The organism is Polynucleobacter sp. GWA2_45_21, from assembly GCF_001830325.1.
GTDB lineage: Bacteria > Pseudomonadota > Gammaproteobacteria > Burkholderiales > Burkholderiaceae > Polynucleobacter.
Window position 1 is genome coordinate 178,661 of the sequence record NZ_MHZG01000002.1, and the last position, 17,389, is coordinate 196,049.

The following is a 17,389-nucleotide window of genomic DNA, read 5'->3' on the forward strand; positions in this document are numbered from 1 at the left end:
TCGGACAGAAAGTTGATCATGAAAAAACAAAAATTAGTTCTTATTGGGAATGGAATGGCTGGTATTAAGGCCATTGAAGAATTATTAAAGCTTGATCCTGAGATGTACGACATTACCGTCTTTGGTACCGAACCTTACGGTAACTACAACAGAATTTTGCTATCGCCAGTATTAGCCGGGGAAATGAAGTTAGACGACATCATGTTAAATGACTTGGAATGGTACAAATCAAACGGCATCACTTTGTATTCTGGCAAAAAAGTGACCAAGATCGATCGTGCCGTTAAAAAAGTATATTCAGATGACGGGACTGAGGTTCAATACGATCGATTGGTATTGGCTACGGGATCCACCCCCTTTATGCCACCTATTCCGGGAATAGATTTACCTGGTGTACTGGCTTATCGTGACATCGCAGATACGGAGTTAATGATTGCGGCTGCAGCAAGCTACAAGAATGCCGTTGTTATTGGCGCTGGTCTATTGGGTCTTGAGGCTGCTAATGGCCTTTTGTTACGCGGGATGAATGTCACAGTAGTCCACTTGGCCGACTGGATTATGGAGCGTCAACTCGATAAGGTTGCTGCGGATATGCTGCAGACTTCTCTCGAGGCAAAAGGGATGAAGTTTCTATTGGGGCGTAATACCGAAGCCTTGATAGAGGGAGACGAGAGTAGGGTAGGGGCTATCCGGTTTAAGGATGGCATGCAACTTGCCACTGATCTTGTAGTGGTTGCGGCTGGCATTCGTCCAAATTACACGCTGGCAGAGTCATCCGGTTTATTTTGTGGATCTGGCCGCGTACGGGGTATCCATGTCTCCGATACATTGCAAACCATTACTGATCCTTCCATTTATGCAGTTGGTGAGTGCGTCGTGCATCGCGGAATCGCCTATGGATTGGTAGCACCACTGTTTGAGCAGGCTAAGGTTTGCTCAAATCATTTAGCAAATATTGGCATAGCTCAATACAAGGGCTCTGTTACTTCAACCAAGCTGAAAGTTACCGGAATCGATGTCTTCAGTGCGGGTAACTTTAGCGGCGATGATGAAACCGAAGACATCTTATTGCATGATAGGCAGGCAGGAATTTATAAGCGCATTGTGGTGAAGCAGGATCGGGTGGTGGGATCAGTTCTATACGGCGACACGTCTGACGCTGCTTGGTATTTCCAGCTAATGAAGGATGGTCAAAGTGTTCACGAAATTCGCAGCCATCTGCTTTTTGGAAATTCATCAGGCTCTCATTTGGGCGATGCTGGCCATAAAGGGCAAAATCTGGCAGCCACCATGGCTGATAGCGCTGAGGTTTGTGGCTGTAATGGGGTTTGCAAAGGAACGATTGTTAAATCTATTAAACAAAATGGTCTCTTTACAGTTGATGAGGTACGTAAGCATACAAAGGCTTCTTCATCATGTGGGTCTTGTACTGGCTTAGTAGAGCAAATTCTGGCGTCAACGGTAGGTGGGGCGTATACACCCAAAACCAATGAGAGCAAGCCGATGTGCGGGTGTACAGAGCATACCCATCAGATTGTTAGAGATGCAATCTATGCTGAGCATTTAATTAATAAAGAATCTGTCTTTAAATCTTTGGGTTGGAAAAATGAGAATGGTTGCGAGAAGTGTAGGCCAGCGATCAACTATTACTTGATTTCTAGTTTTCCGCATGAAGCTAAAGACGACCCACAATCACGATTTGTTAATGAGCGTATGCATGCCAATATTCAAAAGGATGGCACTTTTTCAGTGATCCCAAGAATGTGGGGCGGATTAACAAACCCAAAAGAACTGCGTGCCATTGCTGACGCCGCTGAAAAATATCATGTACCAACAGTAAAGGTGACTGGCGGGCAACGGATTGACCTTTTGGGCATACGTAAAGAGGATCTCCCGGCTGTTTGGGCGGATTTAAATGCGGCCGGAATGGTCTCTGGTCATGCATACGGAAAATCTATTCGGACTGTTAAGACCTGCGTGGGGGCAGAGCATTGTCGCTTTGGTACCCAGCATTCAATGGACACTGGCATTCTCTTGGAAAAAATGTTGTTCGATATGTACGCGCCTCATAAGGTAAAGCTTGCAGTATCTGGTTGCCCTCGTAATTGCGCTGAATCGGGCATTAAGGATGTAGGAATTATCGGAGTTGACTCGGGTTTTGAGATTTATGTGGGTGGTAATGGTGGTATCAAAACTGAGGTTGCGCAATTTTTCTGCAAGGTGACTACAAATCAGGAGGTGATGGAATATTCCGGCGCATTCCTGCAACTCTACCGCGAAGAGGGTTGGTATCTCGAGCGGACCTCTCACTATCTTGAGCGCGTTGGGCTTGGTTACGCCAAATCAAAAATTCTTGAAGATGAAAAAGGCCGAAAAGATCTATTTGAAAGATTAATTGATTCCTTGAAAAATGCAAAAGACCCGTGGGAAGTGATGCAGACCAAAGAGCCAGTAAAGCAATTTATCCCAATCGCAGTTGAAGCATAACCGCATCAGAAAGGAGCAAATGATGAATGAATGGAAATTAGTTTGCGGAATAGAAGATATTCCTAGATTGGGGTCTCGGGTAGTAACGCGTACTAGCGGAGGGGATATCGCTATTTTTAGAACCTCTGATGACGAGGTCTATGCGCTACACGATAAATGCCCTCATAAGGGCGGACCCCTTTCTCAGGGAATCATTCATGGCAAGACAGTGACCTGTCCTTTGCATTCCTGGAATATCCAATTGCAAGATGGGCATGCAATTGCGCCAGATGTTGGGTCTTGTGATTCGATCAAGATCAAGCTCGAAGATCAAAATGTTTTTTTAGCCATTTAAACCACTACAGAAATATTTAAATTCATCAAAATTAAAGGAATACATCATGTCATATTTAATGCCCTCTGAATTTGTTACAAAGATGGTTGATGCAGGGGAGTCAAAAGTATTTATGGCTACTCGCGATACCTTGATAAGAGCGTATATGGCTGGAGCAATTCTTGCCCTAGCTGCTGTATTTGCTATTACTGCAAGTGTTCAGACAGGGTCTCCACTCATTGGGGCTATTTTGTTCCCTGTAGGTTTTTGTATGCTCTATCTCTTGGGATTTGATCTATTGACAGGTGTATTTGTATTAACCCCGCTTGCCTTGATTGATAAAAGGCCTGGGGTGACATTAAAAGGTATTTTAAGAAACTGGGGGCTGGTATTTGTCGGTAACTTTGCTGGGGCCTTGACTGTTGCATTTATGATGGCCTTCATTTTTACTTATGGATTTAGCCTGGAGCCGAATGATGTTGGCGCGAAGATTGGCCACATTGGTGAATTGCGCACTTTGGGTTATGCCAAGTTTGGATTTATGGGTTGGATGACCATCTTCTTCAGAGGAATGCTATGTAACTGGATGGTATCTACTGGAGTGGTCGGTGCGATGATTTCAACGAATGTTAGCGGAAAAGTGATCGCTATGTGGATGCCGATCATGCTGTTCTTTGCAATGACATTTGAGCACTCAGTAGTTAATATGTTTCTCTTTCCATCTGGGTTAATGATGGGCGGTAACTTCTCAATCTTGGATTATTTCATCTGGAATGAAATTCCAGTGGTGTTGGGTAATCTTGTTGGCGGCATTGCCTTTACAGGATTAACTCTGTATGCCACTCACATCAAGACCGGCGCAAAACGCAAACTTGTTTAAGTTACTGAATAAGCGCAATGCCTTCAATCATGAAGGTATTGCGAGAGGAATTTGATGATTCAAGAGCTAAAAATTTCACTTGGGCAATATTCAAGCAAGGGTCGTAAAGAAATCAACCAAGATTTTTATGGGATTTGCTTCCCTAAGGAGCCATTACTCAGCAGTAAGGGGGTAGTTGCGGCAATTGCAGATGGCATCAGCTCTAGCGGTGTTAGCCACATTGCTAGTGAATCGGCAGTATCTAGTTTCTTGGAGGATTACTACTCAACATCAGAAGCCTGGTCTGTTAAAACCGCCGCCGAGCGAGTTTTAAGCTCTACAAATTCCTGGCTTCATTCTCAGACCCAACAAAGTCAATATCACTTTGATATGGATAGGGGTTATGTTTGCACCTTTTCTGCCCTGATCTTTAAATCAAATAAGGCGCATATATTTCATGTTGGGGATACGAGGGTCTATAAACTCGCCCGCAAATCATTGGAGCAGCTGACAGAGGATCATCGTGTATATGCGTCATCTGAAAAGAGCTATTTAGCCCGTGCTTTAGGGGTAAATAGACACTTAGATGTTGACTATGCTGTCACAGATATTGAGGTTGGCGATGTCTTTATTCTGGCCACTGATGGCTTATATGAATACTCTAATTTTGAAATTATTAGCTCAGCCATTCAGACTTATTCTGATGATTTAAATCTTGCTGCACAAAAAATTGCCGAGCAATCTTATCAACGAGGGAGCTCTGATAATCTCACTTTACAGATCATTCGCATTGAGCAGTTACAAGATATTAGCCATAACGAAATAAGTAATCGCATCACAGAGTTGCCATTTGCTCCAAATTTAGAGGAAAAGATGGTTATCGATGGTTACAAAATTTTACGGGATATCAAAATTGGCAGTCGCAGTTATATTTATTTGGCTAGCGATGAGGAGACCGGAGCTCAAGTTGTTTTAAAGGTGCCCTCTATTGGCATGAGGGATGATGTCTCTTATCTAGAGCGGTTTCTTGTGGAGGAGTGGGTCGCCAGAAGAATTAATAACCCCCACGTTCTTCATTTATGCCCACAAACTAGAAAGAAAAATTACTTATACATCGCATCTGAATATATTCAGGGCCAAAGTTTGACTCAGTGGCTATCTGATAATCCCACGCCTGATCTTGTTTCAGTAAGGGAGATGATTGGCCAAGTAGGAAAGGGTCTGCAGGCCTTCCATCGTCTCGAGGCAATTCATCAAGATTTAAAGCCAGAGAACATCATGATTGATGAGAATGGCGTAGTAAAGATCATTGATTTTGGTGCCACTAGGGTCGCTGGTATCGAGGATATGAATCTACTAAGCGAAGAAATTAACTTTTTAGGCTCAGCTCAATATGCTGCGCCAGAATATTTTTTAGGTGGGCTGGGTACAACTTCTTCCGACATATTTTCTCTTGGCGTGATCGTCTATCAGATGCTATCGGGACGGTTTCCCTATGGTTCAAAAGTTTCCAGAGCTCGAACTGCTAAGGCTCAGAAGAAACTTGTATACGAGTCCGTCACTTTGCACAACCCGAAAGTACCTGCGTGGGTTGATGAGGCCATTCGAAAGGCCGTTCACCCCAATCCAGCAGAGAGGTATCAAGCGGTTTCCGAATTTCTGTTTGATCTCGAAAAACCAAATGCTGTGCTGATCGATAAAAGAGTGGTTCCGTTTATTGAGCGTGACCCCATTGCTTTTTGGAAGGTTATTTCTGCATTGCTGTTTACTGCTTTGATTTTTTCTAATGTTTTAGGTCATCTTTCTCGCTAGGAGTATTAATTTCATGTATTTGATGACCCCAGGAATGTCTCTTATGGGTCGTTTTCTGACTGATGGATTAAGCTGAGGTTTTGGAGGCTGGTTTAAAACTTGAATACTTCTTTCTGGTTAAAATAAAAACAGAGTCAACTGTAGTTATTCAAAAATTAAATCAATTCGCTTGATATTAATTTCATGTTGATGAACCTCGAGTTCCCCGTACTCATCTTTTTCGGCAAACTTTGGATCGGATAAATCAAAAAAACTGTCGCTGCATACGAGATGAATGGTGGCGGTGACAAAGCTAGCGCTACGAACGTCACTCAGAATTCTACTGAGGGTCAATGGATCATCTATCGACCAGAAAATACTAGTCTCAAATTGCTTCCCAGCATGATCAAAACGAAATATTCTGGCGTCTTCATCTTCTATTTCGACCAATGGATTTGAAGATCCATAAATACTTAGATTGGTGATGTGGTTTGTAAATAATTCATGGATGATAGGTCGGCATTTCAGTAAATAGTAGTCCCGAACCGTGGGCTTAAAAAGTAGACCTTTAATTGAAAGCGCACTCGTGATTTCAGACCAATGCTCATCTTCAATCATTTCACTGTCGGACCTATAAGAGGTGCAAACTCCATTCTTTAGGTTTCTCCAAAAGGAAAGCGATACTCTTTGTTCTATCTCTGGATTCATGGTGGGGCCCTTTAGAAGCAGTAGCTTGTACTGCCGTAGTAATTACAGATACGAGGTGGTGGCGTGATGGATTGCCCAAAAGAATTGGTAAAGGCCTTGCCGATGCCATTAAGCATTGTGGCTATAGCAGCAGTATTGGCTGGATTTTGTTGGGGTGGTTGATATTGCTGGGTCGCCTGATATTGACTATAAAACTGACCTACTTCTTGGGCTGCTTTCGCTGCTGAAAATCTCTCCAATATCGCTTGACGAAAGGTATCTGTAGCGGAGGAATCAAGCTCACTTATTTGGTCATCTGATAACTGATTACGCTGGGCAAATTGAGCCATCACCAGATTTTGCCTATTGATGTTGGCAAGCAGGCCATCTCTTGGATAAAGAGAGTCTGATAATGCGACTGCTTTTTGAGCTGCCTCAAGGTTGGATAATTCTTTGTTTTTTACCTGAACATCCAATTGCTTTGCTGCCTTGCTATATTGATCAAACTTAGTGGCGCACTGGGGAAGATAGTAGTCACATATATCGCTTTGGCAAAAAGCTGGGGTCGAGATAAGCCCAAATATCAGGACAAATAGCCATTCAGTAAATTTCATGATTGTTCCTTATTCTGCCAATTTACGTAACCAGTTGATGGGGCTCCAAGCACTCTTAGCTTCTATCGGTAAGGTAGCCTCAAAAAAAGTGCCTAGGTAAAGATTGACAATAGTGAGCGAGGTCTTAAGCTGGCCTACAGGCAATTCATTGGCCGCAGCTTCAATTACCAACCTCGTTTTTAGTTTCCACTTTCCTTTGGTGCCCGAGTTAATCAATAGCCAAGATAGAATGACAGTCCAGGCGTCTTTATTAGATAAGAGTGGGGTAATTTGATTTAGTAAAGACGTTAGATTTGCATCTATCAATTGCGCTTGAATCGCCTTGATGAATTTCTCAATATCCGCGGGATTTTGAATCCATTTATTAGCAATGCTGATGATTTCATCAAGCGTGAGTGGTCTTTGAGTCTTTTGATGGCCCACTTTTATTGGCGGCGCAATATCATTCAATAGGTCGCATTCCTCACCAGCATCTTTGAGACTAATCTTTGAGCTAGTTACGCTTCTAAAGACTCTAGGTGAGCTCTGAAATAAATTAGTTGTTGATGGCCTGCTTCTAGAAAATAACACTACAGGTCTATCTATTCCCTTGCTAATCCCAGTGCCACCCCAGCCTGCAGCTAGCATCTGACTGACTTTTTGTAGCTCTGGTAATTCGCCTACTTTTTCATCTTCTGGGCGAATGTGCGTAAGTAGGTAATTTGTATTTTGGGTGACGAGTTGGTAACTGAGGGCTAAGGCCGTTTGATTCTCTTCGGACATGTTTCTGAGCCTTTGCGCTGCCCCTAAACGAGAAATGATATTTGAGACTGACTGGATTAGAGTGCTTGCTTGCACCGAATATCTTTTAGGATTATTTCCAAGCTGAAAGGATAGGGTAGCGGGGTGCTGGGGTGGAGTTTTAAAACCTGCAAATATATGACTAGTGTTGAGATTAAAAATAGCGGTACTGATGCCGCTGACCCACTCAGGCTTTTCTTCATGACCCCAATCGATTTGAATATCACGCGCTCTGGGTTGACGCAATCGATGAAACATGCGGGTAATTGCCATTTGAATATCACCATTTGGCGGTACTAGTTCACAAGCGCCTCCAGTAGCTTCAGCTAGTTCTTGCAGGAGTGTTTCGGCAGGGGCATTGCCAACGCCAATGGCGAAGATACGTTGCCCAGATTGCTTAGCAGCTTTAATGATGTTGGCGGTATCCCAAACTTCACCGTCGGTAATAAGTAGAACATCTGCCTGAGCATCATTCTCTTTGAGTCTAAAGGTGGAAAGCAGGGCATGTTCAATCTGTGTGCCGCCCATATTAGCCTGCGTATTACTAACAAAAATTGATGCTGCGGCAACATTAAATGGGGTGGCTGGTTGAAGTCCCTCAAAGGCATGCTCCACCGTATCCCCAAACTGGGAGTAGCTAAGCTGGTCATCGGGATTAAGGCTTATTAAAACCTGATGCAATGCTTCCTTGGCTGATTCAATGCTATCGCCATTCATCGACCCTGAGCAATCGACCAATATCTTGAGGGCAACTGGTTGTGCAAACTTATCGTTATCGATATTGGGATTAAAGCTAGTTAATACAGTGCAAGCTTGCGAGCCCATATGTTTATCGGGTGCAACCATGTAAAAAGATTGGTTTTTGAGTCCGCTCAAATTCAGAATAAAGTCGCGATCTAAAAATCCATCACGAGTAAGCTCTACAATTGTTCCGGAGGTGTTTTGCGTTACGTCAATGTGATGGCTGGGCGACTCAATCGTGCATTTTTCTGTACCGCCACTAAGCAGCAATGAAAGAGTGAGAGGGTACTGCACCAACATATCTGCTTGGGTGCTTTGATGCTCTTGAATTCCGCCAAAGTGCTCTTTTCCGTACCGTGGCGCAATGGTAGTGGGTAGGCAAATTCTGGCACACCCTTCTTCAACTTGCAGTAATTGCGCATAGCGATACTCAATAGTTGCCGCTTCACCGGGTTTTAGATTACCCAGACTGGCGGTATAGATGCCTTCGGAGTTTTTCTCGAGCATGATGGGGGTGTCACCATCAGCAATCGCTTTTTCATAGCCCGTAATTGCCGCCTGTTTTTCGATGACTAAGCCGCGAAGTCTCTTGCCTGCAATTTCTACATGGAGATCCATAAAACTAGCGCCCCAGCCCATTGGAAAGGTATAGGAGGCCTCAAGGTTATCTTGCGTGCAATTCTGATACTCCTGGCGAATAGTCATCTCCAGCACGAGACCTTGGACTATTCCTGTGGCTTTAACTGATTGCAGCGCCATTAATTGATTGCGCTCAAAAAGCAGTGAGGTTGTATTTTGAAAGGTCATCACTTGCTATCCTTTGCTATCTTTTCGTAGGCCTGCACCACATTTTGTAAAAACTCACGCAATTGCTCGGGGCTTAAATTTGCCGATTCTGGGGAGACCTGGAGCTCAACACCATCTGCAATCCAAAGATGGGTTTTTACTTCAATGTGACCCGGTTTTTTGATGCGAACGGGTATGGACAAAGTCTCGCCGGATAAAACCTCACGTATCCGCTCTAGCGATATACCTGAATCAGATAATTGCTTGATGCGCAGAGCTTTTTCAAGGTGAAGGCTGGTGTAGTGAGCTGCCCTTGTTTGCCCTATAGGCTTATCAATTAAGCCAATTTGGGTGTAGTAGCGCAGAGTGCGTGAACTTAAGCCCGATAAGGCGCAAAGTTCATCAAAGGTGAGTTTTTGAGTTTCCATACAGTTATATTAACACTAATAATGTAAATATAACTGTAAATATATGGAATGGGCTCCTAGGGCATCAAATCTCAATTGATGGGTTCTAAATCAGATTTTCGCTAAGAGCCCATGAAAATATCAACGCAGAGATGCTTGCTCAATTCTAAGTTTGACGAGATCCAGAAGCTCAAAGAAGGATAGGCCAAGCCCCTTGGCTATCACTTCTATGGCGTTGATGGTTGGATTGGCGCTTCCATTCTCTATGCGGCTTAAGTATGTTTGATAAAACCCACATTTTTCACCAAACACAATTTGACTCATGCCAGCCTCTTTTCGCAAATCGCGAATAGTGCTTCCTAGGTGGTGAACAAGCGCTTGGGTCATGTCCCAAATATTCACGGATATACTCTAATTCACATAAACACTAATTCATATATTTAGTACTTTTGTAGAAAAATTAAGAAAAGTGATGGCGCATTCCTACGTGGCAGTTGCCATACCCATTTGGGTAGGCTGCACTTATTGTTGGTAAGGGAAATTAAGGTAGATGGCAAAAAAAGAAGCTGTTACAGATCTTTGGGTTCACGGACTATTGCAAAAGGCTGGTGTAAATCTGGAGCCGCAAGGGAGCACTATTTTTGAAATTAACGAAGCGCTAAAGTCTGCCTCAAAAAGCGGTAGTGGCAAGGTTGGTTTCCCTGAATACGTTGGCGTTATAAAAGATTTTCTGCTTGTAATTGAAAACAAGCCTGAAATTTCAAAGCACTCGAAGATAACTGAGAGTGGGGTTATTAGCAATGAATCCAAGGACGTTAAAAATTATGCGGTAAATGGCGCATTGTTTTACGGCAAGCATTTGGCAAAAAATACCTCATACAAGAAGGTGATTGCATTTGGCATTTCGGGCGATCAGAAAAAGCATAGAATTTCGCCTATTTATATAGATGAAACAGAGTATTACCGGGAATTACCAGATGTTGAATCGTTCATCTCGTTTACAGATAAGAATATAGAGGAGTACTACGTTCGGGAGATCCTTAAGGAGGAAACTGATACCCAAAAAGAGCTTTCTGAAATCTTAAAAGATGCGGCTGCACTTCATGAGGATCTAAGAAATTACGGTAATTTAAAAGATATTGATAAGCCTTTAATTGTCTCGGGGATATTGCTTGCGCTAAGAGAGGCCGAATCAAGGAACTTTTCAATCGAGGAGTTAACTGGCGATGATGTAAGTACTGATGGGCAAAAGATTTATGGTGCTATTCAGTCCAATTTAACAAGATCAAAGGTCGCCCCTGAGGTAAAAAAAGACAAAATATTAAGTCAGTTTTCGATCTTTAAAGATTCGGTTAGGTTAAATGAGGTAAATAAAACTTTGGGTAAAACCCCATTGAAACATTTTGCTGAATTTCTCAATGATAGGATTTACAAAAGCATTAAATATTCAAGTACTTCGGAGGATTACTTGGGCCGTTTTTATGGTGAATTTATGTCATATTCCGGGGGTGATGGACAGACTTTAGGAATTGTTTTAACACCCAAACATATCACCGACTTATTTTGTGATTTAGTGGACATTAAATTTGATGATGTGGTTTTGGATCCGTGCGCCGGTACCGCTGGATTTTTAGTTGCAGCTATGCACCATATGCTTGCAAAAACTGAAAGCGAGGTTGAAAAGAAGAAGATTCGACAAGAGCGTTTGCACGGAATTGAAGATCAAGAGTATATGTTTACGATTGCTACAACAAATATGATCTTGCGCGGCGATGGCAAAAGCAATTTGATTAACGGAGATTTCTTAAAAGAAAATCCAAGCAAGATTCAATTAAAGCAAGCCTCTGTTGGGATGATGAATCCACCTTATTCGCAGGGTTCAAAATCTAATCCCTCCTTATATGAAATATCTTTTACTGAGCATTTGCTTGATTCCATGACGGCTGGCGGTAGAGTCATCGTAATTATTCCGCAATCATCCGTTACTGGTAAGACTAACGAAGAGCAAGCAATCAAATCCAATATCCTCAAGAAGCATACCTTGGAGGGCGTCATTACCTTAAATAAAGATACTTTTTATGGTGTTGGAACAATGCCATGTATAGCTATTTTTACTGCTGGCGAGCGTCATCCGGTTGATAGATTATGCAAGTTTATTGATTTTAGAAGCGATGGATATAAGGTAAGTCCGCATATTGGCCTAATTGAAACTGAGCAGGCAAAAGATAGGAAGCAGCATTTACTTGATGTTTGGTTTAATCGAATTGAGGCTGATAGTAGGTTTTGCGTCAACACAACTGTAGAGCCTGATGATGAATGGCTCCATAGTTTTTATTACTTTAATGACGACGTACCAACTGACGATGAATTTGAGAGGACTATTGGAGACTACCTATCCTTTGAGTTTTCGATGATTATGCAAAACCGTGGCTATTTATTCGACCTCCCTGAGTCAAAAAAGGAAAAAGAATGACGGTCGGAAGCAGGAGGTGGAAGGAGTTCTTCCTTAAAGACATCTTCGTTGTTGCCCAAAGGGGAAAACGATTAACTAAAGTTAATCAAATTTATGGGAGCAAGGCTTACGTATCATCTACAGCCTCAAGCAATGGCATTGACGGTTTTATCGGCAATAGTGAAGGTGTCAGAGCTTTTGCAAATTGCCTGACTATAGCTAATAGTGGAAGTGTGGGAGCTAGTTTTTATCACCCATACGAATTTGTGGCAAGCGACCATGTTACGCATTTAAAAAATGATAGCTTTGGGCCTCTTGTCTATCTTTTTATCGCAACTCAGACTGGGAGGCTTTCAGAAAAATATAACTTTAATAGAGAGATCAACGATAAGCGAATCTCTAGGGAGAAAGTCATGCTTCCTATCGGGGTTGATGGGGAGCCTGATCATGCCTATATGGAGCAATTCATTAGAAGTCTTATCGATAAAAAAAGGTCGGAATATGAAGCGCGCGCTAACAGGGAGTTGCGGGCTCTAAAATTTGTAAAAATTCCACCCTTAGCTGACAAGACTTGGAAGCCATTTAAGATTAAGGAAATCTTTGGCGCCGATAAGGGGGTTTATTTAAATAAGAAGGACATTGTTGAGGGTAATACGCCGTACATAACAGCAACTGCAAGTAATAACGGTATCAGCGGATTCATTGGCAACAGATCTCTATTTCCCAGAAATACTATTACTGTTGAGAAAATATCCTTGGCCCCTTTTTATCAGGGAAATGAATATTATTGCTCTCATGACGTCTCTGTTTTAAGCAGTCCTAGCCTTAATAAATTTAATGCATTGTTCATTTCCACCATGATCAAGCGTCAGGGCGGTAAGTATTCCTATGGAAGACAGGCTCAGTTGGGGGTGGTAAAAAGAGAAACGGTCTATCTTCCGGTTTTGTTGGACGGAAGCCCGGATTATGAATATATGAAGCAATACGCGCAAAATTTATATTGCAAAAAAATAAAGCAGTATCTGGACTATCTTAATGCTGTCGAGGTTATGGGTCACCCTGATAATTAGCGTCTCTAGGCTTGCGATATGATGATGCATGACTAAGCCCATAACCAAAGTTATTGTCGATACTAATTGCTATGTTCGGCTTTATTTTTCCCCTATTCGCCCAATACTTGGGTCTACTTTTTTTGGTTATCAATTGATGACAATATCTGAAACACATATTGAGGTTTCATCGGGCTCCAATGTTGTAAGCCGTTACCCCTGGCTTTCAGAGGAGGTGCTGCAAAGTGAGGTTTCAGCCTCATGTTTAAAGCTTAGGGAGCCTAAAAAGGGCAACATAGAGAAATTAGCTAAATATATTAGGCAGCATGGCAACGTGTTACTTGAAAAATTATTGACTGATGGAAAGTTGAGGGAGCCAAGACAAATTTCATTGGTGGATGCTAAGGTGCTCGCAACTGCTGAAGTCTTATCTGCAGCGGTAGCAACCGATGAATGGCCATTAACTTTGGTTGCGAATGAGCTATCTGAAGTCCATGAAAATGGAGGATTATTAAATAGCTTGGATTTATTGAGTCTGATGGAGTTAGGTGGCAATCTCGATAAAGGGCAGAGGGTTGAAACTGTTCGCTCTTGGTGCCAAAACGGGGAGCTGCTCCCAAGAAACTGGCAGGAGCATTATGTAAGGCTTTTTAATGAATCTCCGCCTGATGGCCAATCTTCTGACATCCAAAGTATGTGAGACATCTCAATCGCGGTATTTAAATCTAGGTTAAGTGCCGAAGAAATAAAAGCAGGTGAGCGTCCACCTTGAATTTTCTGCCATTTAGCGATAGCGTGAAAAATTGGTGTATGAAAATGCTTTTCACTATTTCGTATTGCGTCCTCCAAGTTTAGATTATCTATGCCGAAGAGTCCCTTTGCTACGGTAGGTTTGGAGGATTTTTCAGACTTCCATTTTGCATAAAATGCGGGCGTCTCAAGTTTTGGCGCCACTTCACCGCGTAGTTTAGCGATTCTATTGATGGCCTTTATGACTGTAACTACCGATACATTATGAGCGCCTGCAATTGACCGTGCCACCTTAAGGGGGGCCTTTGAATTGCTGACTGCAATGAGGGCTTCTTCAGCAATTTTTTCAGGAAATAGTAGGGCCTGAGCAAATTTCTCGGAAAATTTTTCACCCTCATCCCCTTGAAGGGTGTGAAGAGTTAGGCAGTGTGCGAATTCATGGGAAAGCCAATAATTAAAATCATCCAACCTGCAGCCGAGGTTAAATAAAACCCACGAAGATTTACTATCTGGAAGGTACACACTCATTGCATTTTCGTGACCGTCTTTATCCTCACCCCAAAATACGGGAACTAGAAAAGCTCCAAACTCATGAAATAAGTTAATTAGATGGTTGTGAGTAACTGGCTCAATATCGGTAAGGCCCAATTGCTCTCTCGTGGCACTGGCAATTTTTGCAATGTAATCATCATCAAGCCTTGGGTTAACCAAGTGTCTGGGTGAGAAAACAGAATTGGAGCCAGTTAAGGGAAGAAGTTGTTTTAGGTGTCTGCCAATTTCTTCGCCTGCAGTTTGAGCTGCAAGTGATGGTGCGCGATTATTGCGCGTCCTATATGCAATTACCGGCTCTTTGGAAGCATCATTTTCAATAGAAAAAATTTCATCCAGGGATAGCTTGAGGGCATCTGCTAATGCTAAAGCTTTGCGAGCTCTTGGAATTGACTCTCCTGAGAGCCAGTTAGAGACAGCCTCTTTACTGACGCCGCACTTTGTTGCGAGATTGGCTTGGGATAAGCCAAGTTTTTTTAGAGTGCTTCTTATGAGTTTCGTGTCCAACATGATGCTGTGACTATAAAAGCCTTAAGAGGCTTCGTCAAGTTTCGTCAAGTTTCAACATTTTAAGTGTGGTTTTTTACTGTTACTGCTCATTATTTGGTTACATGGCGGTTACATGAGCCAAAGAATCAAAAAAGGCTTTCAAGTCGATTGACCTGAAAGCCTTATGAATGCTGGTTGCGGGGGCAGGATTTGAACCTACGACCTTCGGGTTATGAGCCCAGTCATCGATTTACTCGATCGCCCAGGTCACTTAAATTCCTTGAATTAGTGTCCCCAATAAAGGGCATGACAACTACGTCGCGATATTAAAAACTCCCATGAGTTTCTTTATTTGTTAGTTTTGATGACAACGAGGGGGTGTTGAAGTATTGGGGGTATGGATGGGGGGTAGAAAATTTTATAGAGATTAAACCCTTTTTATATATAAATATATGGCAGACACCTCTTCCGCCATATACGACAGCAGAGCCCCTAACCATGGGGCTCTATGTTTTTGGGGCTCTTTGCGTCAATAAAATTGCCTATTTCCAGGTTAAATGATCAACATTGTCAATAAAAATGCCTATTTGATCTATTCTTGTCAATAAATCGGCTGATATGGCTCGGGTTAAATAATTGCTAACGGGGGTGATTATTAATAGCCCTTCACCCAATAAAAAATTGTTAACTAATTTAATAAAATCAATTAATTAACATACTTTACTTTCTATTAACATAGTGTATGTTAATAGCTAAAAATAGTGTTAAAATGGATGCATGAGGAATGCACATGAGCTATTTAACCAAGCAGGCATTTACTTGCAGCAAGCCCTAGGAGAGGATTTGCTGCACGAGGGTGCTTGGGAGAAAGGGGCGCAATTACCACGCTATCTTGCCCAAACATACGATATGGGCAAAGCTAGGCTGGCTGGAATCGAGGTTCTTTTGATGGCCAATAAAGACGGGGTTCAAGCATTGCCAGCGTTACTTAAACAAAGGGCACTTATTCAGAAAGAGGCTGGGGTGCCGGTCATTTGGGTTGGAGATGCTCTTCAGGCTTATGCGCGCAGAGAGATGGTTGCGAGGCGAATGCCTTTTATCATTCCGTTTAAACAGGCCTACCTACCCCCGTTGGGAGTGGATTTTCAAGAGCACGCATTGGCAAGGAGGGTCGATGTCAAAGAAAAGCTACATGTGGCAACCCAAGTATTTTTGATTAATACGCTGCTTGGTAATTTACCTGACACATTAAATCCAAAAGAGATTGCCATGTACTTGGGCTATAGCCTTATGACTATGACTCGTATTAAAAGCGAGTTGATGGAGCATGGTTGGTTAGATATGGATGCTTATAGAGGAGGGCGACTCTGGCGACTGACGGTTGAAGGGGGCGAGCTCTGGAAAGCCATTAAGCCTTATTTACAAACCCCGGTACGTAAACGCCTGTGGATTCGAAATCCAAATCCACATATTGAGGGCCTGCCTCTTGCAGGATTGAGCGCCTTGGCTGATCAAACTATGCTTGAAGAGCCGCCAAATATTGTGCGAGCAATTGGAGAATTGGACTGGCGTAAATTAGAGCGCGAGTTGGATGCCGATCACATTGTCCCAGAGGCGATCGATGGCAGTTTGGAGTTAGAAGTTTGGCGTTATGCGCCACAAAGAATTAAAACCCTCAATACCAAAGAGAGTGATGCGAATAACGGCATCGTAGATCCATACTCTTTGTTTTTAAGTCTTGAGGCCATGGATGATGATCGAGTTCAAGTGGCGTTAAAAGAATTGTTGAGAGGGATAGGTTAATGGCAACGCAAGTAGGGCTGAAGGTCTTTGAGGAAGCATTTAAAGGATTTGAGGATCAGTATGTGCTCATAGGTGGTAGTGCGACGCAGTTGGCCATGGAGAATGCTGGACAATAATTTACCCGCACTACTAAAGACTTGGATATTGTTGTGATTGTTGATGCACTGACCCCTGAGTTCATTGAGAAATTTTAGGAATTTGTGAAGGCGGGCGAGTACGAGATTCAGCAAAAGAGCGATGCCACTAGGCAGTTTTACCGCTTTAAAAAACCTAAGACCGCTGGATACCCCTTCATGCTTGAACTCTTTTCAAGGAAACCAGACTTTCTTAGAGAGAGGGATATTGGCGATATGCGGGCGATTCCTCTAGCGGAGGATGTTTCTAGTCTTTCCGCGATTTTGTTGGATGATGATTATTACGGTTTGATAAAAAGAGATAGAAAACCTGGTTTTATCTGGGTGGATGCCCCCGTTCTGATTCCGCTGAAAGCAAAGGCCTGGCTTGATTTGAGTGAGCGCAAGCGTGCTGGTGAAAAGATTGATTCAGATGACATTAAAAAGCATTTGCGAGATGTATTGCGACTGGTATCAATTCTGCCTCCTGATTTTGAGTATGAATTGCCAGAATCAATAAGGCGAGATATGGGGCAATTTTTAGACCAAGCTAAGGATGAATCTGTTGATCTAAGCGGGTTAAATCATCCGAAGGGATCAAATTTAGTGGATGTCTTGAGTCAGGTTAAACAAGCCTTTTTATGAATTGGGCCTGACTTTAAAATTCAATAAGAGTTTACAAAGCATATGTCACTTGAGCCCCCAGTAGAAGGGCCCAA

The 17,389-nt window shown here is 42.6% G+C and carries 15 protein-coding genes; 9 read left to right on the forward strand and 6 right to left on the reverse strand.

Features of this window, described 5'->3' with window-relative positions:
- The first annotated feature begins 18 nt into the window (after window positions 1–18).
- Genes nirB through A2X74_RS04775 form a run of 4 tightly spaced genes read left to right on the forward strand, consistent with a single transcriptional unit; the run spans window position 19 to window position 5,471 of the window.
- A complete protein-coding gene (gene nirB / locus A2X74_RS04760; protein WP_293626050.1) occupies window positions 19–2,487 on the forward strand; it encodes a nitrite reductase large subunit NirB in 2,469 nt (822 codons plus the stop codon).
- Window positions 2,488–2,509: 22 nt separating this feature from the next.
- Window positions 2,510–2,821 (forward strand): nitrite reductase small subunit NirD, encoded by a 312-nt coding sequence (gene nirD, locus A2X74_RS04765; protein WP_293626053.1) that lies wholly within the window; start codon window positions 2,510–2,512, stop codon window positions 2,819–2,821.
- 46 nt (window positions 2,822–2,867) lie between these two features.
- Complete coding sequence (locus A2X74_RS04770) at window positions 2,868–3,680, forward strand: formate/nitrite transporter family protein (RefSeq protein ID WP_293626056.1); 813 nt, start codon at window positions 2,868–2,870, stop codon at window positions 3,678–3,680.
- A gap of 54 nt (window positions 3,681–3,734) precedes the next feature.
- On the forward strand, window positions 3,735–5,471 hold the full coding sequence (locus tag A2X74_RS04775) for a bifunctional protein-serine/threonine kinase/phosphatase (protein ID WP_293626060.1): 1,737 nt from the start codon (window positions 3,735–3,737) through the stop codon (window positions 5,469–5,471).
- A gap of 144 nt (window positions 5,472–5,615) precedes the next feature.
- On the opposite strand, the gene A2X74_RS04780 is transcribed toward A2X74_RS04775, so the two are convergent.
- The 5 genes from A2X74_RS04780 to A2X74_RS04800 form a co-directional block, all read right to left on the reverse strand.
- Window positions 5,616–6,158: a hypothetical protein gene (locus A2X74_RS04780; RefSeq protein ID WP_293626064.1), complete on the reverse strand. Its 543-nt coding sequence runs from the start codon at window positions 6,156–6,158 to the stop codon at window positions 5,616–5,618.
- An 11-nt stretch (window positions 6,159–6,169) separates the two neighbouring features.
- A complete protein-coding gene (locus tag A2X74_RS04785; RefSeq protein WP_293626066.1) occupies window positions 6,170–6,751 on the reverse strand; it encodes a hypothetical protein in 582 nt (193 codons plus the stop codon).
- 9 nt (window positions 6,752–6,760) lie between these two features.
- Complete coding sequence (locus A2X74_RS04790; RefSeq protein ID WP_293626068.1) at window positions 6,761–9,079, reverse strand: VIT and VWA domain-containing protein; 2,319 nt, start codon at window positions 9,077–9,079, stop codon at window positions 6,761–6,763.
- Window positions 9,079–9,486 (reverse strand): helix-turn-helix domain-containing protein, encoded by a 408-nt coding sequence (locus A2X74_RS04795; RefSeq protein WP_293626070.1) that lies wholly within the window; start codon window positions 9,484–9,486, stop codon window positions 9,079–9,081. Before A2X74_RS04795 ends, A2X74_RS04790 begins: the two co-directional genes overlap by 1 nt.
- A gap of 120 nt (window positions 9,487–9,606) precedes the next feature.
- A complete protein-coding gene (locus A2X74_RS04800; protein WP_216229985.1) occupies window positions 9,607–9,852 on the reverse strand; it encodes a helix-turn-helix transcriptional regulator in 246 nt (81 codons plus the stop codon).
- Window positions 9,853–10,015: 163 nt separating this feature from the next.
- Between A2X74_RS04800 and A2X74_RS04805 the strand changes: the two genes are divergently transcribed.
- The 3 genes from A2X74_RS04805 to A2X74_RS04815 all read left to right on the forward strand — a co-directional run bounded on the left by A2X74_RS04805 (window position 10,016) and on the right by A2X74_RS04815 (window position 13,666).
- Window positions 10,016–11,938 (forward strand): N-6 DNA methylase, encoded by a 1,923-nt coding sequence (locus tag A2X74_RS04805; protein ID WP_293626077.1) that lies wholly within the window; start codon window positions 10,016–10,018, stop codon window positions 11,936–11,938.
- Window positions 11,935–12,987, forward strand: coding sequence for a restriction endonuclease subunit S (locus tag A2X74_RS04810; RefSeq protein WP_293626080.1), 1,053 nt, complete (start codon window positions 11,935–11,937; stop codon window positions 12,985–12,987). The genes A2X74_RS04805 and A2X74_RS04810 overlap by 4 nt, the downstream gene beginning before the upstream one ends.
- Before the next feature lie 136 nt (window positions 12,988–13,123).
- The gene (locus A2X74_RS04815; RefSeq protein ID WP_293626081.1) at window positions 13,124–13,666 is read left to right on the forward strand and encodes a hypothetical protein; all 543 of its coding nucleotides are present in this window, start codon (window positions 13,124–13,126) and stop codon (window positions 13,664–13,666) included.
- Here A2X74_RS04815 and A2X74_RS04820 read toward each other — a convergent pair.
- Entirely contained in the window at window positions 13,603–14,775 is a 1,173-nt protein-coding gene (locus A2X74_RS04820; protein WP_293626082.1) for a helix-turn-helix transcriptional regulator, read from the reverse strand. The genes A2X74_RS04815 and A2X74_RS04820 overlap by 64 nt on opposite strands.
- 756 nt (window positions 14,776–15,531) lie before the next feature.
- On the opposite strand from A2X74_RS04820, the gene A2X74_RS04825 reads away from it, so the two are divergent.
- Window positions 15,532–16,557 (forward strand): hypothetical protein, encoded by a 1,026-nt coding sequence (locus A2X74_RS04825; RefSeq protein WP_293626083.1) that lies wholly within the window; start codon window positions 15,532–15,534, stop codon window positions 16,555–16,557.
- 293 nt (window positions 16,558–16,850) lie between these two features.
- Entirely contained in the window at window positions 16,851–17,315 is a 465-nt protein-coding gene (locus tag A2X74_RS04830) for a hypothetical protein (RefSeq protein WP_293626084.1), read from the forward strand.
- The last annotated feature ends 74 nt before the right edge of the window (window positions 17,316–17,389 follow it).